Origin of the sequence: Marinoscillum luteum, assembly GCF_044005705.1 — a bacterium.
GTDB classification, from domain to species: domain Bacteria; phylum Bacteroidota; class Bacteroidia; order Cytophagales; family Cyclobacteriaceae; genus Marinoscillum; species Marinoscillum luteum.
The window spans coordinates 457846-479891 of record NZ_JBIPKE010000017.1 but is presented as its reverse complement, the minus strand read 5'-3'; the positions used below and the strand labels follow the sequence as shown (position 1 = coordinate 479891).

Here is a 22046-nt window from a genome sequence, read left to right as displayed (position 1 = left end):
ACTCCTACTCCTTTCGGGTTCGGGTGAGCTTCTCCATCAGCAGGGTCAGCAGTTCGAACCGGATCAATTCATTATACTCCAGGTGGTCATTATGGTCCGTCAGGCCCTTAATCAGTTGATCACGCTCTCTGTAAAATGCCTTTTCTTCAAATCGCTCCTTCACCAGGCGCACAAAGCACTGATAGAAGGCCCTGGTGCGTGGCAGCGCATCCCCCTTGATATACCGCTGATAGTACACCTTGAGGTTATTGGCTTCATTGTCATATTCCAGCGTATTTTTCAGCCGCAGGAGGATGACCCGCACCACCACAAACTGCAGATTGTAACCCGTCTTGTCCTTAGAAACCGGCGCACAGTCGTGGTAAAATTTATGTAGTTTTTTGAAATCGAAACCCGGTACTTTCATGGGCTCGCCGGTCATGTGGCTGATCACAAAGAGATAAGCTGACCTGATGGCCCAGGCTGCACGATCCATTTTGTCCAACTCCTGAAACCTGGGCTCCTCGTGCACCGTCTCCAGTAGCTTTAAAGCTTCGCGATAAGCACCCTGGTGCATCAGCAGCTGAAACTCCTCCACCAGTACCTCAAACCGATTGAAGGCTTCAAAGGAAGTACTCTTAAGGAGTTTTTTCAGTACCGGCCTGGCCTGGTTTAGTCGGGCAGTGGCAATGAAGTATTTGAGGGTGGATACATTAACCTCCAGCATCACATGCTCCGTTTCCAGGTGTGCATACTCCCTGAGGTGTACTTTGAGCAATTCAAGCACTCTCCCCCACTCCTCAAAATCATTTCGCTGATGCGCTGCCACCAGGGCGATCCGCAGAAAATACAACCGCAAAAAAGGAGACTCATATTGCTCATGGTAAGCCCTGAGGGCTTCCATGTGCTTTTCGCATTTGGTCACCAACTCATGCCGCTGCGACCGGATAAATTTGGTCTCGGAGAGCACCACCTGCACCAGCCCTTTGGAGACATCCAACACCCTGACCTGCCCTATCAGCTCTGAGACGGCCTGCTGGTGCTTTTCCACCTCACCGGTGAAGCCTTTCAGGTAGTTGACCTTTCGCAAAGTCAGAAAACACTCCAGTTCTACTTCTACCAGGTGGTATTTACGAGCCTTCTTCAGCACCCGCCTGGCGATCCGCTCTGCATTGTGATAGACATTCACATACAGCAGCTTCCTGGCAATGGTCATCTGGCGCTCACATTGGAATTTGATGCGGGTGTAGTTTCGGCGGTTGAGTTCGGAATGGTTGGTAGCCAGAATAAGCTCCGAAAGCTTATTGATCAGGCTGCCTTTGAGCATGATGAAGCGCTTATCTCCGGGATCACTCTGGTACAATTGGCGTGCAGCCGAGACATCATCCAAAAATCCACCAGCAGCCACAAGCTTATAGAGTTTCTTGAGCTTGGAGTCCCTCGGTATGAGCAGGTTAAAAGTTTTCGGACGGTCCTGTTCTATGACATTGACCATTTCTCGAATCAAATCCATTATCCGCTGGTTGAATCCGACTTTACTAATCCATGGATGCTGTATCTGCAATGCCGTACGCAGCCCCACAGTTGACAACCCTAAATAAGAGCTTTTTTAGCACATATGGCCCATCTATTCCGAAATCTTAACATTCACACAACATCTACTTTCTTATCTATCTCTTTCCAAAGGGCACTTTTACAGCTTACTACTGCCCGGATATTGTAATCGCAAAAGGTACGGGTTCAGGGTATATTAGAGGAACCTAATTCAAAACGTATCATGAAAAAAACCTACTCACTCTTATTGCTACTGCTCATTGTATTCACCGCGGGGGCGCAAGCTCCGGCCGGATATTACAACTCAGCAAACGGACTGTCCGGGGAAGCTTTGAAATCTGCCCTGAACGACATCATCGATGGTCATACGGAATATAGCTATGCCAATGTATGGGACCTGCTGAAGGTCACTGATGTGGATCCCAACAATCCTAATAATGTAATGGGCATCTACTCGCGCTTCTCCATGGACGCTGCCGCTGAATATGCCGGTGGAGCCGGATGGAACCGCGAGCACGTCTGGGCCAAATCACGGGGAGACTTTGGCACCACCATGGGGCCGGGTACCGACATCCACCACATCCGTGCGGAAGATGTCTCCACCAACTCCGCCAGAAACAACAGGGCCTTTGATGAGGGCGGCACACAGTACATAGACGGATCAGGCAACTACTCCGGCCCTACACCTGCCAAATCGGGAACCGACTACACCTGGTATCCCGGTGATGAGGTGAAAGGTGATGTGGCCAGAATGATCTTTTACATGGCCACCCGCTACGAAGGAGAAAACGGCGAGCCCGACCTGGAGCTCACCGAAGAGATTCTCTCCAACACCGACAAGACGCCCTTTCACGGAAAACTTTCGGTGCTGCTGCTGTGGCACGAGCAAGATCCTGTGACCACTCTGGAAATGGACAGAAATGACGCCATTTTCAGCTATCAGGGAAACAGAAACCCATTCATTGACCACCCGGAATACGTGGCCTCTATCTGGGGTTCCGGAGGTGGTGGCGGTGGTGGCGGCGGGAGCTGTGCCGACACTGAAGTGACCTTCACCCTCGTGACCGACAACTACCCCGCAGAAACCTCCTGGACACTGACCAAGGATGGCAGCACCGTGGCCTCAGGAAGTGGCTACACAGCTGCTAACACGGCTCATGTGGAGAGCCTCTGCCTCGCTGATGGTACTTATGACTTCACCATCAACGATCAGTATGGCGATGGTATCTGCTGCAGCTACGGATCAGGATCTTATGAATGGACCTCATCGGCGGGCACACTCGCCAGTGGCGGACAGTTTACTTCCTCAGAGACCAAGTCCTTCACCATTGGGGGTGGTGGCGGAGGAGGCGGTGGTGGCTCCACCGGCACGGTAATCATCTCCGAGTATGTGGAAGGCTCTTCCAACAACAAAGCCATTGAGATTGCCAACATAGGCTCTACCTCTGTAGACCTGTCTGCCTACACCCTGAAGAAGCAAACCAACGGAGCAGGCTCCTGGTCTTCTCCCCTCAGTCTGAGTGGTACGCTCCCCGCTCAGAGTGTGTATGTGATCGTGTACAGCAGTGCGGGCAGCACCCTGCTGGCCAAGGCAGACCTCACCACCTCGAGCTCTGTGATGACTTTCAACGGCAATGATCCTGTGGGGCTGTTTGAGAATGATGTGCTCACGGATATTGTCGGTACATTCAGTGGCGGCTCGGGCAACTTTGCACAGAATGTCACTCTACAAAGAAAAGCTACCGTGGCTGGCCCTTCGTCCACCTACAGCACCGCAGAATGGACCACTTTGGCACAAGACGATTTTGACAATGTGGGGTTGCTCACCGGCGGTAGCTCCGGCGGAGGAGGTGGCGGCACAGGTGGCACCATGCCCACAGGGTACTGCTCCTCTCAGGGCAACAACTCATCCTATGAGTACATTTCCAGCTTTAGCCTGGGGGCTATCAGCAACTCCAGCGGCAACGACGGTGGTTATGGCAACTACACCAGCCTCTCTACCACGGTGGCCAAAGGACAATCCTATTCCTTCAGCCTGACACCTGCTTTCCCATCCGGGGTATATGATGAGTACGTCAAAATATGGGTGGACCTGAACCGTGATGGGGACTTTGCAGATGCCGGAGAAGAGCTCTTCAGCACCGGACCGATACAATCTACCACCACAGGCAGCATCACCATCCCCACCTCGGCCTCCGAGGGGATTACCACCATGCGGGTGAGCATGAAGTACAATGGCGCACCTACCTCGTGCGAGGCCTTCAGCTATGGCGAAGTGGAAGACTATGCCGTGACCATCGCTGCCAGTGGCAGCAGGATCGCTGAGGTACAGGAAACGACCACCTTCACCACGGAGCTCTACCCCAACCCTGCGGCGGACTTTGTGAACCTACACCTGAAAGTGAAGACCGAAGACTACCTGCAGATACAAATCAGCGACCTGAATGGCAGGATTGTCTTTACCGACACTCGCAAGCCCGCCAATGGCTTCCTGACCACACAGATCAAGACCGGCACGTTCGGTAGCAGGTTTTACTTTATCACCGTCACAGGCGGTGGGGAGACCTTCAAAGGCAAGCTGATCGTGGAGTAAGGAGATCAGACCCCATTACCAACAAGGCGCTCAATTTCGGTTGAGCGCCTTGTTTTTTTTAGGGGAGTTGGTGGAGGTAAGAAGAAAGTCACTGCATTCTCTCTGCTCATATTCGTATGCCTTCATGATACTGTTTGCAAATCGTAAATTTTTCACTGTCCAAACTCACAGGCTCCAAGTCAACCTCCGTTTTGAGATACTTTGTATCCAGCAGTTCATCATCAATCTCTGGGTCTAATAACAGGAAATTACCGTCGATAGACCAATTACCCTTCAACGAGCCTCCGTTGTAGTTACATCCAAAATAAGTAAAGCTAAAAGTGTTATTCTTGAAAAGAACAAGGGTCTTACCATAGGTCCCAAAATCTCCACAATACCATTCAAGCACTTGCTCACGGCGTTTTTCACTCCAGTAAAAAAGTAGTAAACCGATGAGAATAGTGGCTAAGGTTAAGGTTGCGATCAGGTTCGTCCGTATAGTGGATCTCCCGTTCAAGGTATTTCGTTGTAAAAAAGATTTTGATCTGCTCATGACCTAGATTTCCTTTTTAGATGGAGTTATCGTGATAGGTGATTTCCCCCTTTGCAGTTGAACTGCCTCATCAAATTGCAATCCCTGATCCAAAAGTCTGAGGAGTTCATAAGCTCCTCCCATACTTGGGAAGCATTCGAATACTATTGAGGACTTACAAAAATGCTGTTCGATTTGATTGAAAATTTTTTGAATTTGATTCAATGCATCTTCAATTTCAGTGTATTTAACCACAACTATTGAATCTGATGGGATTTGAAAAAGATGGTCAAAGTCAATATGCGAGATATTCTTGTTCCGTTTTTCTCGTATAGTTTTAACTATTGTTTCCAAGGAATCTATTTGGGAGGTTAACTTCTCCCTAGTTGCTTCATCAGATACTTCAGGCAATGCGCGCCTTAGTGAGGCGTTTTTAAATTTTCCAGTCGTTAGAGGATCGGTTAATCTAGAAATAGACAAAAGAATATCATTTTCTAGCGAGTCCATAATTATTGAGAAAAAGAGTGGTGCAGATTGATTGACAATCTTAATTCGTTCAGAGTTGGTTGTAAACAAGTCTTGATATTCTTCCCATTTTTTTGATGTCCAAATGAGTTCCTTGTACATCGCAAAAAACGATGTTCCAAGTTCGTTACCCATGCAGTTCAAGAAGTTTTTCTTAATCTCAGTCTCCGTCATTTCATATGGCTTACAACATCTGAATATATGAAACAAAGTTCCACATACTTACTAATAGTATCACCCCAAGCTAGCCATATAACCACTACGAGTCAAGCATTTTGAAAACCCTGGAGGATTTGCCAGATGTAAACTTTGGTGCGCTGGCGCGCTGCGCCTTCCCGGGTTTCCCTGCAGGGTTTGGAGCCCGTCCTGCGCTGTTGATAATGAGGCCTGCGAAATAATATTTCGCCCTGCGGGAGACGGGCCTCTCCCTGCGGAATTTTATTTCGTCCCTCAGTATCTTTTACCCTTCCTGCATGACTTATGATCCTTCCTGCGCGACTTATGACCTCTCCTGCAGCACTTTTCCACGAGGGAGTTTATGCACTGTCTTCCCATCTACGAAGGTGAGTCTATCGAACCATCAGGTAGGTTGATGGCATTGTCTTACTCTTCGACGGAGCTCAGAGTGACAATGCCGAGCTCGAAATAACAATGCCGAGATCAGATAACAATACCGGGCTCAGCGTGATAATGCCCAGCGCCACGTCGATTGAAAAGGTCATGCTGAGCTCCGTCGAAGCATCAGACATTTTCTGGGAAGCTCTCTTTTATCCACCCAGGAGAAGAGGTTAAGAAGCCTTTATGAGCTCCAGAATGTCATCAGATTCTGAACCCAAATAATGGGTGATTCTCAGTATGTTGCTAATGATAAGTTCAGAAATATTCTTGGTGGTAAGATTACCAGTATTCAGGTAAATGACCTTTGGAGGTGCTCCGTGCATGGCATTGAGGTCCACAAAATCTGAGTCAAAAGTCACTATGGCAAAATGATTCTCCCGGGCATATTGGAAGATCTCAAAATCAGATGAATTTTCTAATCCAACAAATCTCACCTGCTGGCAATTTGAAAACTCTGGAGGGAGCGCTCTAAGAATTCTGGGTGAGATGTTCTGATCAAATAATAAGGTCACTGAACTGAAATTAGTCTCCTTTCCTTATCGGCGGCATAAGCCAGGCAAGCGTCAATCATTTCGTCAGTCAATTCTTCGAAATCAGATTTGATGTCTTCACGGCTCATTCCGTTCGACAGCCAGTTCAACACATCATAAACCGAAATTCTGGTTCCTATAATGCAGGGCTTCCCAAATCGTTTGTCCGCTCGGATTTCCAAAAACTGTCTATAATCCATAGGTTAAATATACATCATTTGCTCAAGTCAATTGTAAGCATGTAAACCGAATGTTTAGTGCAAAGTTTCATCAATCGAGACCTAGAGGGCGTTGATGAAGGCACTTCCGTTGAGTTGCGTCATTCCCGCGCAGGCGGAAATCTCATCTGGTGAATGGCTTTCGGTAAGACGGGGCGATTGTATAGGCATTGTCTTACTCTTCGATGGAGCTAAGTGTGACAATGCCCAAAGACACTTTGCTGTGAAAATGTCATGCTGAGCTCCGTCGAAGCATCAGACATTTTCACCCCTGAAATAAGTAGATTTAGTTTGGTCAGTCCTCTATCCTCAGCCCATCATCCAACTCGTTGGTGTCGGTAGACTTTCGGACAAAACCATTTTTGAGGAGCAGCTCCTTACAAATACCGATGGCTTTTACCAATCCTTCCCCAATTTGGTTGGCCTTCACGCCCATGACCACCTCGTCCACCACCGTCTGCCAGTCGGCGGTCTGTACTTTTCGGCTAATGCCCTCATCACCCAGCACCAGCACCATGTGCTCTTGGCGGCTCACGAATATCAGTATCCCCACCCGCTCCTCTGTCTCAAACACTTTCTCATTCAAAAATGCCTCCAGCGCCCTTTGGCGTACCCGCTGAGCCTGTCGCTCCTTAGGTATGATCCAGCGCTTGGCCTGGGGAAAGAGGAGGGGAAACAAAAAGCCAATCACCAAAGCCACAAAAGCCACGATGGCCACCTCCATGGGGGTGATGCGAAACGGCAGCATCCATGTGTAGGAAAGTACGCCTACCAGCACCAGGGTGAACCCCGACAGCAAAGTACTCACGTACCAAGAAGCTTCGGCATAGTCATCACTTGATCCCACAAAATAGGGCACTATTTCCCCACAGGAGACCGTTTCCAGGTCTTTCACGGCCTGCTCTACCTGCTGCTTTTCTGATTCTGTAAAAGTATATTTCTTAGCCATTGTTCTGTTTTAATATTACCACCCACCAGAAGCACCACCGCCACCGAAACCGCCGCCTCCACCGGAGAACCCGCCAAAGCCGCCGCCTCCACCAGAGTAGCCGCCACCGCCACCGAAACCTCCGCCCCAGTACATGCCGCCGCCACCACGACCCCCTCTACCACCATTGGACGGTACACTCATGAAGATGGCCACGATGATGGCGATGAATATCCCTGCCGCCAGCCCGATGAGAAGCCAGCCAAGAATAAACACAATCACCGCGCTCAGGCCAGTGGCTTTGCCCTTGCCCAGTTTTTTGGTCAGTACAGTTTTGAGTATTCCGGTGAAAATAAAGCCTAAAACCAGCACGGGAAGCACCCAGCTTTTGGACGAAGTGCTGTTGGTGGATCGCCGCTTCACTGCCGGAGGCAGTTCTTCACCCATAATGGCGCTGATCACTACATCCACACCACTGTCGATCCCTTTATAAAAATGTCCGGACCGAAACTCCGGTGTAATGACGTTGATAATGATGCGCTTGGAAAGTGCATCCGTAAGCGCTCCCTCCAGACCATAGCCCACCTCTATCCGCATTTTTCTATCAGTCATGGCAAAGAGCATGATCACGCCATCATCTGCGCCCTGTCTGCCTATTTTCCACGCCTCTCCCAGGCGAATGCTGTATTGCTCGATGGTCTCCTCACCTGTGGTGGGGATCAGCACCACCACTACCTGGCTGCCTTTCGTATTTTCATAGTTCAAGAGCTTCTGCTCCAGGCTACTCTGCTCAGCCGGGGTGAGCGTGCCCGTAAGGTCCGTTACTCGCCGGGTCAGGTCCGGCAGGGCTACATCCTGTGACCATGCACACAATGAAAGAAAAATAAATAGAGGTATCAGTATCCGAATTTTCACAATGTCGTTTGTTCTCTTATCCTTGTAACTTAGTCAACACAATTCAAAAATTAAATTGAAACACCATGAATAAAAAATGGATAACCATTATCGTCATCATTGTGGCGGTTTTTCTCATCTACAACTTCTTTTCCGGTAAGTACAACTCCATGGTCACCAAAGAAGAGGCTGTCAATACTGAGTGGTCCAATGTGGAAACCCAATATCAGCGTCGAAGTGATCTCATCCCCAACCTGGTCAATACTGTAAAGGGATTTGCTCAACAGGAGCAGGATGTACTCATAGGTGTGACGGAAGCCCGATCCAAAGCCTCCAGCATTAACCTGGATGCCAACAATCTTACTGCGGAAAACATGCAACAGTTTCAGGCAGCCCAGGGTCAGCTAAATTCTGCACTCTCCAGACTGCTGGTCACCGTGGAGAAATACCCCGACCTGAAGTCTAATCAGAACTTTCTGGAGCTGCAAGCACAGCTGGAAGGTACAGAAAACCGTATAGCCGTAGCCAGAAAAAGGTTTAATGAAACCGCTCAGGACTACAACACATTTATCCGGGTGTTTCCCAATAATTTCATTTCGGGCTGGGCAGGCTTTGAGCGCAAGGCATTGTTTGCCGCCGATGAAGGTGCCGAAAAAGCGCCTGAGGTACAGTTTTAAGGTCTAGTGCATTGAGCTCGGGTGGTTTCATGATCAACCGGGCTCTTCTTTTTTGACCAAATCAAATATCTATCTTTGAATCCATGAGAGTCTCAAATTCGGATATTGCTCACATCAAAAAAACCGCCAAATCCATTTTTGGCAATTCCTGCGAGGTATACCTCTTTGGATCACGGGTCTCCAATGATACGAAAGGTGGTGATCTGGATTTACTAATCCGAACGAATGATCCCACACAGCTCCTCACGAAAAAACTCACCTTTAAAGCCAGAGTCAAACAATTAATAGGAGATCAGAAAATTGACGTAATCGTGAGATCGGCGAGTGCACCCGATGAGCAAGACCATATTTATCAGGAAGCGTTAAAAGGACAACTGCTATGAAAGACTGGCAAATGAGATTCAACGCTGCAAGAAAAGAGTCTGAGTTGCACTTTCATCATCTTGAACATGCGCTTCAACGAACCTCCAGCATTTATCCTCTGAGTGAGAAAAGGTGAGCGTTAAAAAAAGAAGCAACCTAACCTGTCGTCAGACTGCTCCTCCCCTTCCTCATATTTACTTCACCGTCTCCACCACCAGGTTGTGGTTGGTGTAAATGCAGATATCTGCGGCAATGCCCAGGCTCTCACGCACCATTTCCTCGGCCGTCATATCAGGAGCATGGCGCTTTAGTGCGATAGCCGCAGCACGGGCATACATACTGCCTGAGCCAATAGAAGCTATGTCGTCATCGGGCTCCAGCACATCGCCAGTGCCGGAGATCACCAGTATCTCCCCTTTGTCCACCACGATCATCATGGCCTCCAACCTCCTGAGGTAGCGGTCGGTGCGCCAGTCTTTGGCCAACTCCACCGCGGCACGTTTCATATTGCCGGTATAGGTAGCCAGTTTCTCTTCCAGGCGCTCCAGTAGGGTGAAGGCATCGGCCGTAGACCCTGCAAAACCAGTAATGATCTTACCATCCTGCAGTTTGCGAATCTTCTTCACGTTGCTCTTAGCCACTGTGTTGCCCATTGTGGCCTGGCCATCTGCCCCTATGGCCACCTGACCATTGTGCTTGATGGCCACCACCGTGGTAGATCTTATTTTTACTTTTCCCATGTTATATCGCTTATTCTATAATAAAAATGTCCCGTCATTGCATAACGGGACATCTCTTTATATGGTTTGTCTGATTCCTTAAATCAAAATTCTCACAGGGTCTTCCAGCAGTCCTTTGAGTGTTTTGAGGAAGGCCGCACCTACGGCTCCATCCACAGCTCTGTGGTCGCACGAAAGGGTCACTTTCATCACGTTGCCAGGCTTCATCTCGCCATTCTTCACTATCACGGTCTCCTTGATACCTCCCACAGCCAGGATACAAGCATCTGGTGGGTTGACAATCGCAGTAAAGTCCTCTACACCGAACATTCCAAGATTGGAAATAGTAAATGTATTGCCCGTGTAGTCGTCTGGAGTCAGTTGTTTGTTTTTTGCCTTCTGGCTAAAGTCTTTCACTTCTGCAGAAATGTGCGAAAGAGACTTGTTATCCGCAAAGCGAATCACCGGCACGATCAATCCCTCTGGCAGGGCCATGGCCACACCTATATGGATGTGAGAATGCTTCTTCATCACATCTCCGTTCCAGCTCACATTCACATCAGGATGCTGACGCAATGCCGCAGCAGTGGCCTTCACCACCATATCGTTGAAGGAGAGCTTCACCGGGGACATCTCGTTCATGCTGGCTCGTGCCGCAATCGCCTTGTCCATGTTGATCTCCATGGTGATGTAGAAGTGTGGCGCCGTGAATTTGCTTTCAGACAATCGCTTCGCGATGGTCTTGCGCATCTGAGTCACTTTCACATCTACCGAGTGTTCTTCACCCACTACAGATGGAATACTGAATGCCGGGGCTTCTGCTGCCTTTGCTTCCGCCTTGGGAGCTGCCTGCGAAGGCTTAAAGTCCTCCACATCCTTCTTCACAATCCTGCCACCGTCACCTGATCCGGCAATCTGGCCAAGATCATATCCTTTTTCCTGGGCTATTTTCTTTGCCAAAGGAGATGCTTTCAGTCTTCCATTGCTGGAGCTGGATGGCGTATCTGCCACAGCTTTGGCCTCAGGCGCAGCGCTGGCGGCTGATACACTTTCTTCCTTTGGTTTATCTTCTGTTTTGGCTGGAGCGGCTCCACCAGCTGCTTCAGCTTTCAATAGTGTTTTCCAGTCGGCACCTGCCTCTCCTATGATGGCAATCACACCATCGATCGGCACAGATCCGCCATCTTCTATTGCTATATGAAGGAGAGTTCCGTCCTCATAAGCCTCCAGTTCCATGGTGGCTTTGTCGGTTTCCACCTCAGCCAGCACATCACCTGCCTCTACTTGATCACCTTCTTTCTTGATCCAGGCAGAGATTACACCCTCTTCCATGGTATCACTCATCTTCGGCATGCGGATCACTGTAGCCTTAATCCCAGAAGTATCCACTGCCTCCGCCTTTGCCGGGGCTGGTGCGTCTGCAGCTTCCTCCTTCTTTTCAGAAGCTCCATTGGATCCACCACTTTCAATGTCCTTGAGCAAACCGGAGATATCTTCACCTTTCTCGCCGATGATGGCAATCACACCATCCACAGCCACTGATTCCTGCTCCTTTATGCCTATGTATAAAAGCACTCCATCCTGATAGGACTCCAACTCCATAGTGGCCTTATCGGTCTCCACTTCTGCCAGCACATCCCCAGAAGACACTTCATCACCCTCTTTTTTTATCCATGATGCGATGACGCCCTCTTCCATGGTGTCACTCATCTTTGGCATTCTGATTACTTCAGCCATTTTATCCGCATTATTTATATCTTATCAAACAATTCCAAAGTTAATCCATGTCGGTTTTTCTCCAACATCTTTAATCCTTTAATTTGGATATTATAACAAATTGGAAAAATAGGGACTTCTTTTTTTAAAAATTTCAAATGCCAGCGAAAGACAACTTTGACTATACCCGGCCCAAACGATTCTTCTCTTCGCACCTGGAAACCATCTATCCGGCGCTTTTCAGAAAAGTAAAAAAAGTGGCTCCGGCGACCCATCAAAGAGTGGATACTCCCGATGGTGACTTTCTGGACCTGGACTGGCGAAAGCAGGGTTGCTCCCGACTGGTTATTATCCAGCATGGGCTAGAAGGCAGCTCCGACAGGCCCTATATGCTGGGAATGGCCAAGTGCTTCTATGAAAACGGCTATGATGTGCTCACCTGGAACTTCCGGGGATGTAGTGGCGAAATGAACCGAACCGCCCGCTTTTACCATAGCGGAGCCACAGAAGACCTGGATAGCGTGGTACAAGCCGCCCTACCCGATTATGAGGATATTAGTCTGGTGGGCTTTAGCCTGGGTGGCAACCTGACCCTCAAATACCTCGGTGAGGCCGCTCGCTATCCACAGGTCAGGCGTGGTGTAGCCATCTCTGCTCCCCTGGACCTGGATGCGGGGGTTGACAAACTGCATACTGCCAATGGGCTCATTTATGAAAAGCGCTTTCTCCGAAACCTCAAAAAGAAAATACGCGAAAAGGCCTTTTTGATGCCCGATCAAATCGATGTGGAAAAGCTGAGGCGGGTAAAAACCCTCAGAGACTTTGACGATCACTACACTGCTCCGCTCCACGGCTTCCAGGATGCCACGGACTATTACCGCCAGTGCAGCGCCAAATATTTCCTCAAGGGCATCAAAGTACCAACGCTCATTCTCAACTCCATCAATGACCCCCTGCTCAGCCAGGAAAGCGTGGATCACGAGCTGACCGCCGACCTCCCACTGGTACATCTGGAAACCACCAAACATGGCGGTCATGTCGGCTTCTATCAAAAAAGCAGTCAACCCTACTTCTGGTCTGAGTGGCGTGCCCTTGAATTTTGCCAGCATCATTAGATTTGCGTCCAAAGCATGCTATCTTTCCGTCTGTGTACGATCGCTATACCATTTTCTGCCCCATAGAGGAGCTTGAGCAAAAGTTTTCCGTGAAGAACCAGAATCCTTACCAGGAAAGCTACAATGCCGCTCCGGCACAAAGACTCCCGGTAATCACCAACAAAAAACCGGGACAGATTCAATATTTTCATTGGGGCATCACTGATACGATGGCCAACAATAAATCCATCAGCCCGCGACTGTTCAATCTCACCAGTGACAATGCTCTGCAAAGGCCTGCGTACAAAAAGATACTGCAAGCCGATCGATGCCTTATTTTAGTCAACGGATTTTACGTTTGGAAGCAGCTCAGCAAAAAGCAACGGGTTCCTTATTTCTGCTACTATAAGTATCAGCTTCCTTTTGCCATAGCGGGAGTTTGGGAGGAATTTGATGACCTTCAGGGCAATGTGAACAGCACCTTTAATATGCTGGTGGTTCCTTCCTCAGAACCATTGCAAGACTATCAGGAAGACATGCCCGCCATCCTCAATAGCGAACAAGCTGCGAGTTGGATGAATGATGACACCAACCTTAGCCAGCTCGGGGAGATACTCGATAACATCGCTCCAGGCGGCCTGAAAATGCACGCTGTGAGCCCACGTCTGACTGACTTAAAGAACAACGACGAGGGACTGGTAAAGCCTGCACCTCCAGCAGATCAGTTTGGAAATTATACCTTGTTCAGTTAAGTTTCTGCATTAATTACCTCCCAAAGCCAGCGCCGGAGTATTTTTTATTTGCTTAGTAAAATATGAGAATATCACTTAAAAAGGGAGTCACATTATGCCTGTTTGCCACTTTCTTGACCCTTTCTTGTGTCCACGCACAGAAGGAAAAAAAACTCTACAACAAAGGGCTCTATGCCTTCTATGATGAAGATTTTCCGGCAGCAGCCTACTTTTTTCAGGAAATTTCCGCCTCCGGAAAGTCCTACAAAGACTCAGACTACCGACTAGAACTGAGCCTGCTCACGCAAAAAGCATACCGCGAACGACCTCTGGATGCCATTATCAAATACAGTGAGATCAAGCAAAAAACTGACAAGTTCTACCATTACTGGATGGGACGTGTCTTTGCTAACCGATACATGTTCCCGGAGGCCGTAGAATCATGGCAAAAATTTCTGAAGCAGAAAGCCTATAAAAGCGAGGAAATCGTGATGGAAACGAAGGATTTCATCGCTCAAACCGAAAGGTTGATTGCATTTTTTGATAACCCTGATAACTATGAGGTACACCAGCTCGGCAAACCAATCAATACTGAATATGCCGAACTAAGCCCGGTATATTTTGAAGAAAAAGACGAGCTACTTTTCGCTTCCAACAGAGTCAATCCTGATCAGGATGACTTTATCATTTACCAGGCAACGAGTGGTGACATGGGGTGGAATGCTCCCACAGAAATCTCTGTGTTAGGCTCTTTCAAAAGGGAAATGACGAATGTGGAAGTCGTGAACAACGATGGTAAACTCTTTCATTTCAACGCCAAAAAAGGTGATCTTTTTTACAGTGAGCTGACGGCCAGTGGATGGACCAAGCCCGTGGAATTCGATAGTAAAATCACTTCCACCAAACTTGGTTCACATTTTTACATCAATGAACACGAGGACAGAATCATTTTCGCCTCCAAAAACAAGAAGAATGGCCTGGACCTGATGGAGTCCTTCAAGGATGCCGAAACGGGCAAGTGGGAAAAACCGCACCCTTTTGCTACCAACCTCAACTCCACAGCCAACGAAGACAGTCCCTTTCTATCAGAAGATGAAACCAAATTCTATTTCTCATCAGACCGACCCAATGGCGTGGGAGGGTATGATCTGTATGTCTCTGAGTTGGATCCGGAAACCCGCCAATGGTCGGATCCGGTGAACATGGGCTGGCCCATCAACTCCCCTGATGATGAGGTCAATTTTAAAATTAACCCCGACCTCAATTCCGGTTATTTTTCTTCCAATAGAATACACTCTATTGGGGATTATGATATCTACTTTTTCTGGAAAATACAGAAGACCACTATAGAAGGGCGTGTGATAGATGGCATCTCCCAGGAGCCTGTCACTCATGGCGAAATCCGCTTTCACCCTGCTCAGTATCTGGACGAATACTTCCGGTCAAAGCTTGACTCCTCCGGGAGGTACAAAACCAACATCATTGCCAATGAGAGCTTTAGGGTAGAAGTACTTCAGGGTTTTGATACCCTCATGAATCAAATTTTTACCGTCGATGGCGCCGAAGGTGACAATGTGATACACTTCAAAGATTTTTATCTGCTTCCACCCGAGCTCGAAGCTGAACAAAGAGCAGCACTGGAGGCTCGGTTTAACCAGTCACCCGAAGAAAATCAGGATACTGAACAAACTCAGGAGATCACCAGTGAAAACACCAGTGACCATCAAAACACGACCCTGAGAAATGTTTATTTTGAGTTTGGCACCAGTCAGCTCCGTAAGGAATCTGATCCCATATTGAACCAGTTGCTGACATTCTTAACAACTAATCCGAAGATCCGGATTGAGGTCTCTGGGCATACCGATAACATAGGCTCCAAACAGGCAAATCTTATCGTTTCCCAAAGAAGGGCCGAATCTGTAAAAACCTGGTTGGTAGAAAAGGGCATAGATCCATCGCGAATTGCCACGACAGGGTATGGTGAAAGCCGGCCCATGGCGTCCAATGATGATGAGGTGGATGGCAGGGCATTGAACCGACGCATAGAATTCCGAGTGCTACAGTAAGCGTAAAAATTTCGCCACAGCTGCATCCCGATACGTCAATTTTTTAAATAACTTGAGGTGCAAAGTTAATTTTCATTCAAAATGGCGCCAAAAACAACTTTGACAAGAACACTCCTATTTGGAGTCGGAGTCTTCTTGTCCCTTTTCTCATTTGCTCAAAAGGAAGCAAAAAGCTACGAAAAAGGGCTGGAAAGCCTGGGAGAACACCGGTATCCGCTAGCTCTCGGGTACTTTAAAGAAACTGCAGCAATCGATCCGAAATATCAGGACCTGGAGTATAAAATGGAGATTGCCACACTCCTCAGCCCTGAGGGTGATGACAAGTCGCTAACCAAAATATTGAGTTTTGAAAGCTCCTATGGTAGCTCCGACGATCACTACTACTACTGGCTGGGTCAGATCTATACCAGACGATACCAAATCAGTGAAGCCGTTTCAGCTTTTGAAAAATTTCACCAGAAAATAGCCTACGCTGGAAATGCCGAGGAAGAATCACTGGAAATGGTGGAGCACAGCACCCAACTAAAAGAATTCTTCAACAATCCTGACAACTACGAAATTCATCAGCTGGAAAGCCCAGTGAACTCGTCTTCTTCAGAACTGACCCCCGTGTACTTTGAGGGTGAAAATGAATTACTTTTTGCTTCTGACAGGAAGGGCAGTGGCGAAAAGCCATTCGCCATCTACTACACCAAAAGTGGACCCAACGGCTGGGAGCCAATACAGGAGGTTAAAAATCTGGGCACTTTCACCCGTAAAAATGCGAACATAGAGGTGATAAATGACGATGGGAAACTCTTCCTCTTCCGCGAAGAAAACGGTGGTGATCTATTTTACAGCCAACCCTCCGGCAGCAGCTGGACCACTCCGGTGGAGTTTGACGCCCGCATCTCCAATAATCACCTGGCATCGCACTTTTTCATCAACGAACACGAAGATCGTATCATTTTCGCCTCAGATGAAGACACCGATGGCCTGGATATTTATGAGTCCTTCAGGGATCCGGCCAATGGCAAGTGGAGCAAACCTGCCCCCTTCTCTACCAGTATCAACTCAGATTACAATGAAGACAGTCCTTACCTGTCTCCCGACGAAAAAACCTTATACTTTAGCTCCAACAGACCCGGTGGAATAGGAGGATATGACATCTACGTGAGCTACTACGACCCGTCCTCCTTCTCATGGTCAGAGCCCGAGAACATGGGCTGGCCCATCAATTCTCCAAATGATGAGCTTCACTTCAAAATGAATGACAATCAGACCTCCGGATACTTTGTCTCCGACCGACTGCATTCAAAAGGTGGGTTTGACATATATTTCTTCTGGGAGGTGCAAAAAGTAAAAATAGAGGGTCGGATTTATGACGAGACCAGGGGTACGGCCCTGACCAACGCCGAAATTCGCTTTCGCCCCTATCAATACCTCGACGAATATTTCAGTTCTCCCATAGACCAAACAGGAAGGTACAGTACGAGAATTATCGGAGACGAAACATTCAAAGTGGAAATTATCCAGAATGGAAAAATTCTCATGGAAGAAAAGTTTGAAATTCACGACACCTCCGGCGAGCCTACCACACATGTCAAGGATTTTTCAGTGAAATAAGGAGCAAACAATACCGCATTTAGGTTGGGATATCTAGGGGAAATATGTCCTTTTAGCTCTATTTTTGAAAACAGTTGAAATCATTAACCCCATAAAAACCCTACGGCATGTACACCTCAAAAATCTCCGGCATAGGCCACTACGTACCAGACAATGTAGTTACTAACAAAGACCTGGAACAATATATGGAAACCTCTGACGAGTGGATAGAGGAAAGAACCGGGATCAAAGAACGGCGATGGATAGACCCCACAACGGACGACATGCCCTCTACCATGGGGACCAAAGCCGCCAAAATAGCCATTGAAAATGCGGGGCTTACCCCAGATGACATAGACTTCATTGTATTTGCTACCCTGAGCCCAGACTACTATTTCCCGGGGCCGGGTGTACAGGTACAGGAGCTCCTGGGCATCAGAGAAATCGGGGCACTGGATGTGCGAAACCAGTGTAGCGGATTCATCTATGGACTTTCAGTGGCAGATCAGTTTGTGAAAACGGGTATGTACAAAAATGTGCTCGTGATCGGAAGTGAATATCATTCAGGTGGACTTGAGAAATCAACCCGGGGACGGGGAGTAACCGTGATCTTTGGCGATGGAGCAGGTGCTGTGGTACTGTCCAGGTCAGAAGATACCACCAAAGGTATCCTCTCCACCCACCTCCACTCAGAAGGGAAACACGCCAAAGAACTGGCACTGATCGGGCCCGCCACTAACCGGTGGGTAGATAAAATCATGACTGAAAATGACCCTGAAGACACCAGCTACTACCCTTACATGAATGGCAACTTTGTCTTTAAACATGCGGTGACCCGTTTCAGCGAAGTAATCCAAGAGGCGCTGATGACCAATGGTTTTCAGGCTTCCGATATAGACATGCTCATTCCTCATCAGGCCAACCTGCGCATCAGCCAGTTCATCCAGAAAAAGATGGGCCTGGGAGATGACAATGTCTATAACAACATCATGCGCTATGGCAACACCACAGCGGCCTCCATTCCCATAGCCTTAAGTGAAGCGCATTTGGAAGGAAAGATCAAGCCCGGAGACCTGGTGTGTCTGGCAGCATTTGGAAGTGGATTTACCTGGGCTTCTGCTTTGATTCGCTGGTGATGAAACCTACACCCGAGGAGTTGGACATATTGAATGATCAGAATTTTTTGAAGCTGAAAAACAGCTTGTCTGAAAAAATCATCCAATACCTGGCCAAAATAGAACGGGCGCTGGCTGACGAGATCAAAGAAATGCCCTTCCAGTTTCCGGTGGGCACTTTTCTGAAAGCTGGAAAGATCTCAAAAGGAGAACAATACCAGGGCCTTCCTTATTTCATATTGGATTACCCGAGGCTTTTCACCCAAAAAGAGGTGTTCGCTTTTCGCGCTATGCTCTGGTGGGGTCACCACTTCAGTTGTACCCTTCACCTGCAGGGTGACTTCCTCCAACAAAACAAATCCAGAATTATTGACAACATTTTGGCGCAAAATGCTTTATACTTTTGTGTGAATGATCAGCCTTGGGATTATCATTACCAGGAAAACAATTATCAACAAATCTCAACACTTACCAGAGCAACCGTGAGTCAGCATATCGAGGAAAAAGGTTTTATAAAAATCAGTGATTGTCTGCCTGTGACGGCCTGGTCTGAATATGAATCATTCGCATTGAATAGTTTTGCCCGATTTTTGAACTACCTCCAGTAATATGCGAATACTCCTTCTGGCCTTTTCTATACTCACACTGCGACCTCTGCTGGCCCAGGATCCAGAACTGGACCCTAACCAGAGGGTTTTCCAGACCGATACCCTACCCGATGGCGTGTATCGCTCCAAGTATGAAGATGGTACCCGGGCCTTTGTGGGTGCTGTGCAAAACGGCCAGAAAACCGGAGTATGGAAATACTATAATCAAAACGGCACCCTCAAGGAAATCATAGAATACGAAAACGGAGTAAAACATGGCCTCAACAGGAAGCTGGACGCCTACGGAGTGCTGATCAATGAAAGTACGTATGAGAAAAATGTCCTCAACGGCCCTTACAAAGAATACTATGACAATGGAAAACTGGCCCTGACCGGATACTACCGCAATGGTCAGCAGGATAGTACCTGGATCGAATACTTCCCTGAGGGAAATGTGAACTTTGTGAAGAAATACAAAAATGGCCAGCTCAACGGAAAGAGCTTATTCTACTACTCATTTGGTCGCCTGAAAGCGGAAGAATACTATACCAACGGCATTGAGTCTGGTACCTGGAAAATTTATTACCCCAATAAGCAACTCCGCAAAGAATTTCGCTTCAAAAACGGTCTCCTCAGTGGAGCCTATAAAGAATTTCACGAAAGTGGAGCCAAGAGCGTGGAAGGGCAATACGCCCTGGGCCTGAAAACCGGCAAATGGCTGAGCTTTTATGAGGATGGCACGCTGTTCTCTATAGGTGACTATGAGCGCGACCAGAAAACCGGACTTTGGAAGTACTTCAAAGCCAATGGAGCCCTGGACTATGAAGGCCAGTATCAGAATGACCTCATGGAAAATCAGTGGATTTACTACTACGACTCAGGCATTCCCCGAATGATCGGGAGTTTTGTCCACGGGGATGAGGATGGACTGTGGGGACTTTTCTACGAAAATGAACAACTCAAACAAGAGCAGGTCTGGAAACTTGGACGTCTGATGGAAGTAAGTCCGTTTTTTACCATCCAGGGTGAAGAACTAACTCCAGGTACACTCAAAAATGGCACCGGCACCCTTCTTTCTTACCATCAGGATGGCACCATCGCCTCGGAGGAAGAATTGATCAACGGAAAAAAAGCCGGTGTAGCCAGGTACTACTACGAAGACGGCACCTTGAAAGAAACCGGACGATACCTCACTGGACTACAGACTGGTGAATGGAGACAATATCACCCCAATGGAAAAATCGCTGCGGAGGGCCAATACACTAAAGGCCTGGTGACGGGGATATGGTCCTTTTTCAATACACGTGGACGTCTGATCGATACGGTGGACTACTCCGAGGTGCAATCGGAATAACCCTACCAGGCCAGCGCTTCGAGCGCCTCTACGATTTTATGAGGATGACTCCAAGGGATGAAATGGTTCACTCCCTCCAGGTATCGGATATCAGTCAGTGAGTCTCCCATCATTCTCTGCACAAATGCTGCGTTCTCTTTGGGAACCAGCATATCCTTAGTCCCCTGAATGACTACAGCCGGAATTTGCACCGCCTTCCAAAGGGGCAGCATACCGTCCAACTCCGCTTTAAGGGGCAAAATCTCCTCATTGCTCACCCAAAAGTCAGTGGGAGTTACCCAACCACCCACTCTAGTCTCTATCCAGGTCCTGTACCACTCATAGCGCTCCATGGCAGGGTCCACAGAAGGAGCGACCAGCACCATGGCCTGCGTGAGACTCGGGTAGTCCATAGCGATCCGGGCGGCCACCGGGCCACCCAGGGAGTGCCCAACCATCACTTTGTTGGGCTGATCAAATCGACTGATCACCTGCTGCAGGTAGTAGGCTTGTTTTTGCAATGAAGGCTCTGGCCGGCCATAGTCCGAATCGCCAAAGCCGGGACGATCGATGGAGAGCACATCGTAGATTTGAAGGAGGGAATCATTTTTGAAAAAATCAATAAACGCACTCCACGAACCGGGAGATCCATGAATAAACACTGCCAGATTGGGTTTACCCTGATCTATGTAGACATAATGCACGTGATTACTGTCCACTTCAATGGTTTCCGAAACCGGCTGAATGGGGCGGTCTTTGAATATCTCCTGAAACGCCTCTTGCTCCAACCTGAACTGCATACAACCACACAGGAAAACCGCAATCAACCATATTGGAGCTTGTCTCATGGTAGGCAAAACGCCAGATTCGCGATTTTGGTTATATATTTCAGTATTAAACCAATATCTGATGATCATCAACCTCATTTCTTCGCCCCGAAACATCTCCACTGCGCTCATGTATTCTTTTGCGCACAGATCCGACACCAAAGTGATGGATGAGCCCTTTTATGGCTACTATCTCAACCTGACCGGGGCGGATCATCCGGGCAAGGAAGAAATCATAGCCAGCCAACCCAAAACAGTGAGCGAAGTACGCAACTGGATCCAGCATACCGCCAGCCAGCATGAGGTGGTCTTTGTGAAAAACATGGCCCATCACCTCATCAACATGAACATCGATTTTCTGGAGGATTATCGAAATGTCTTTCTGATCCGTGATCCTCGCCAGTTGATCACCTCTTTCTCAAAAGTCATCCCCAACCCACAGATGACTGATATTGGGGTAGCCAGGCAATATGAACTTTTTGAAAAACTGAGAGAAACTCAAAGCTGCCCTGTAATCGACTCCAACGAAGTATTGAAAAATCCTGACAAAGTACTCCGACAACTGTGCGAATCTCTCGACCTCACCTTTGAGGCCTCCATGCTCCGATGGAAGGCTGGTGCCCTGCCAGAGGATGGTGTGTGGGCTAAATACTGGTACAAGAATGTGCATGCCTCCACGGGTTTCCAAAAGAAGAATCTAAACCCTGTGCAGTTGCCCCCTGAATGTGAAGCATTGTATAGCGCTGCTTTACCCCTTTATGAGAAAATGGCCCAAGATGCCCTAAAAGCGTAGGCTTTATCAAAAGCTAACATATTGTTAGTTATTCCTTAACAGGCCTGTTGAGTGCGGTAGCAGGTTCGTACTCTAGCTTCGTGTTTTCATT

21 protein-coding genes are annotated in these 22046 nt (G+C 48.1%); 11 read left to right on the top strand and 10 right to left on the bottom strand.

Annotation, left to right across the window (positions count from 1 at the left end; translation table 11 throughout):
- Nucleotides 1-4: 4 nt before the first annotated feature.
- Nucleotides 5-1492 carry a hypothetical protein gene (locus tag ACHKAR_RS13350; RefSeq protein ID WP_395417770.1) on the bottom strand — a complete coding sequence of 496 codons (1488 nt, stop codon included), beginning with the start codon at nt 1490-1492 and terminating at the stop codon, nt 5-7.
- Nucleotides 1493-1756: 264 nt separating this feature from the next.
- On the opposite strand from ACHKAR_RS13350, the gene ACHKAR_RS13345 reads away from it, so the two are divergent.
- Nucleotides 1757-4126: an endonuclease gene (locus tag ACHKAR_RS13345; protein ID WP_395417768.1), complete on the top strand. Its 2370-nt coding sequence runs from the start codon at nt 1757-1759 to the stop codon at nt 4124-4126.
- A 106-nt stretch (nt 4127-4232) separates the two neighbouring features.
- Here the strand turns inward: ACHKAR_RS13345 and ACHKAR_RS13340 are convergent, their stop codons facing one another.
- From ACHKAR_RS13340 to ACHKAR_RS13315, 6 genes are all read right to left on the bottom strand, one after another.
- Entirely contained in the window at nt 4233-4658 is a 426-nt protein-coding gene (locus ACHKAR_RS13340; RefSeq protein WP_395417766.1) for a hypothetical protein, read from the bottom strand.
- Nucleotides 4659-4661: 3 nt separating this feature from the next.
- Nucleotides 4662-5297, bottom strand: coding sequence for an AbiU2 domain-containing protein (locus tag ACHKAR_RS13335; RefSeq protein ID WP_395417764.1), 636 nt, complete (start codon nt 5295-5297; stop codon nt 4662-4664).
- A 653-nt stretch (nt 5298-5950) separates the two neighbouring features.
- Entirely contained in the window at nt 5951-6292 is a 342-nt protein-coding gene (locus tag ACHKAR_RS13330; protein ID WP_395417763.1) for a DUF5615 family PIN-like protein, read from the bottom strand.
- The gene (locus ACHKAR_RS13325; protein WP_159584819.1) at nt 6289-6510 is read right to left on the bottom strand and encodes a DUF433 domain-containing protein; all 222 of its coding nucleotides are present in this window, start codon (nt 6508-6510) and stop codon (nt 6289-6291) included. Before ACHKAR_RS13325 ends, ACHKAR_RS13330 begins: the two co-directional genes overlap by 4 nt.
- A 313-nt stretch (nt 6511-6823) precedes the next feature.
- Nucleotides 6824-7477 carry a TPM domain-containing protein gene (locus ACHKAR_RS13320; RefSeq protein WP_395417762.1) on the bottom strand — a complete coding sequence of 218 codons (654 nt, stop codon included), beginning with the start codon at nt 7475-7477 and terminating at the stop codon, nt 6824-6826.
- A gap of 15 nt (nt 7478-7492) precedes the next feature.
- A complete protein-coding gene (locus ACHKAR_RS13315) occupies nt 7493-8371 on the bottom strand; it encodes a TPM domain-containing protein (protein ID WP_395417761.1) in 879 nt (292 codons plus the stop codon).
- Between the two features lie 65 nt (nt 8372-8436).
- Between ACHKAR_RS13315 and ACHKAR_RS13310 the strand changes: the two genes are divergently transcribed.
- Nucleotides 8437-9027, top strand: coding sequence for a LemA family protein (locus tag ACHKAR_RS13310; protein WP_395417760.1), 591 nt, complete (start codon nt 8437-8439; stop codon nt 9025-9027).
- Nucleotides 9028-9110: 83 nt separating this feature from the next.
- On the top strand, nt 9111-9410 hold the full coding sequence (locus tag ACHKAR_RS13305; RefSeq protein ID WP_395417759.1) for a nucleotidyltransferase domain-containing protein: 300 nt from the start codon (nt 9111-9113) through the stop codon (nt 9408-9410).
- Between the two features lie 174 nt (nt 9411-9584).
- On the opposite strand, the gene hslV is transcribed toward ACHKAR_RS13305, so the two are convergent.
- Nucleotides 9585-10130 carry an ATP-dependent protease subunit HslV gene (gene hslV, locus ACHKAR_RS13300; RefSeq protein ID WP_159584823.1) on the bottom strand — a complete coding sequence of 182 codons (546 nt, stop codon included), beginning with the start codon at nt 10128-10130 and terminating at the stop codon, nt 9585-9587.
- 78 nt (nt 10131-10208) lie between these two features.
- Complete coding sequence (locus ACHKAR_RS13295) at nt 10209-11846, bottom strand: pyruvate dehydrogenase complex dihydrolipoamide acetyltransferase (protein ID WP_395417758.1); 1638 nt, start codon at nt 11844-11846, stop codon at nt 10209-10211.
- Nucleotides 11847-11983: 137 nt separating this feature from the next.
- On the opposite strand from ACHKAR_RS13295, the gene ACHKAR_RS13290 reads away from it, so the two are divergent.
- The 7 genes from ACHKAR_RS13290 to ACHKAR_RS13260 all read left to right on the top strand — a co-directional run bounded on the left by ACHKAR_RS13290 (nt 11984) and on the right by ACHKAR_RS13260 (nt 20356).
- Entirely contained in the window at nt 11984-12940 is a 957-nt protein-coding gene (locus tag ACHKAR_RS13290) for a YheT family hydrolase (RefSeq protein ID WP_395417757.1), read from the top strand.
- 2 nt (nt 12941-12942) lie between these two features.
- The gene (locus ACHKAR_RS13285; RefSeq protein ID WP_395417756.1) at nt 12943-13671 is read left to right on the top strand and encodes an SOS response-associated peptidase; all 729 of its coding nucleotides are present in this window, start codon (nt 12943-12945) and stop codon (nt 13669-13671) included.
- Between the two features lie 62 nt (nt 13672-13733).
- Complete coding sequence (locus tag ACHKAR_RS13280) at nt 13734-15716, top strand: OmpA family protein (protein WP_395417755.1); 1983 nt, start codon at nt 13734-13736, stop codon at nt 15714-15716.
- Nucleotides 15717-15797: 81 nt separating this feature from the next.
- Nucleotides 15798-17321 (top strand): hypothetical protein, encoded by a 1524-nt coding sequence (locus ACHKAR_RS13275; protein ID WP_395417754.1) that lies wholly within the window; start codon nt 15798-15800, stop codon nt 17319-17321.
- 107 nt (nt 17322-17428) lie between these two features.
- Nucleotides 17429-18436, top strand: coding sequence for a 3-oxoacyl-ACP synthase III family protein (locus ACHKAR_RS13270; RefSeq protein ID WP_395417753.1), 1008 nt, complete (start codon nt 17429-17431; stop codon nt 18434-18436).
- The gene (locus tag ACHKAR_RS13265) at nt 18436-19023 is read left to right on the top strand and encodes a hypothetical protein (RefSeq protein WP_159584830.1); all 588 of its coding nucleotides are present in this window, start codon (nt 18436-18438) and stop codon (nt 19021-19023) included. Before ACHKAR_RS13270 ends, ACHKAR_RS13265 begins: the two co-directional genes overlap by 1 nt.
- 1 nt (nt 19024) lies before the next feature.
- Nucleotides 19025-20356 carry a toxin-antitoxin system YwqK family antitoxin gene (locus tag ACHKAR_RS13260; RefSeq protein ID WP_395417752.1) on the top strand — a complete coding sequence of 444 codons (1332 nt, stop codon included), beginning with the start codon at nt 19025-19027 and terminating at the stop codon, nt 20354-20356.
- A gap of 2 nt (nt 20357-20358) precedes the next feature.
- Here the strand turns inward: ACHKAR_RS13260 and ACHKAR_RS13255 are convergent, their stop codons facing one another.
- Entirely contained in the window at nt 20359-21183 is an 825-nt protein-coding gene (locus ACHKAR_RS13255; RefSeq protein ID WP_395417751.1) for an alpha/beta fold hydrolase, read from the bottom strand.
- Nucleotides 21184-21244: 61 nt separating this feature from the next.
- On the opposite strand from ACHKAR_RS13255, the gene ACHKAR_RS13250 reads away from it, so the two are divergent.
- Nucleotides 21245-21955 (top strand): sulfotransferase-like domain-containing protein, encoded by a 711-nt coding sequence (locus tag ACHKAR_RS13250; RefSeq protein ID WP_395417750.1) that lies wholly within the window; start codon nt 21245-21247, stop codon nt 21953-21955.
- Nucleotides 21956-22046: the final 91 nt, after the last annotated feature.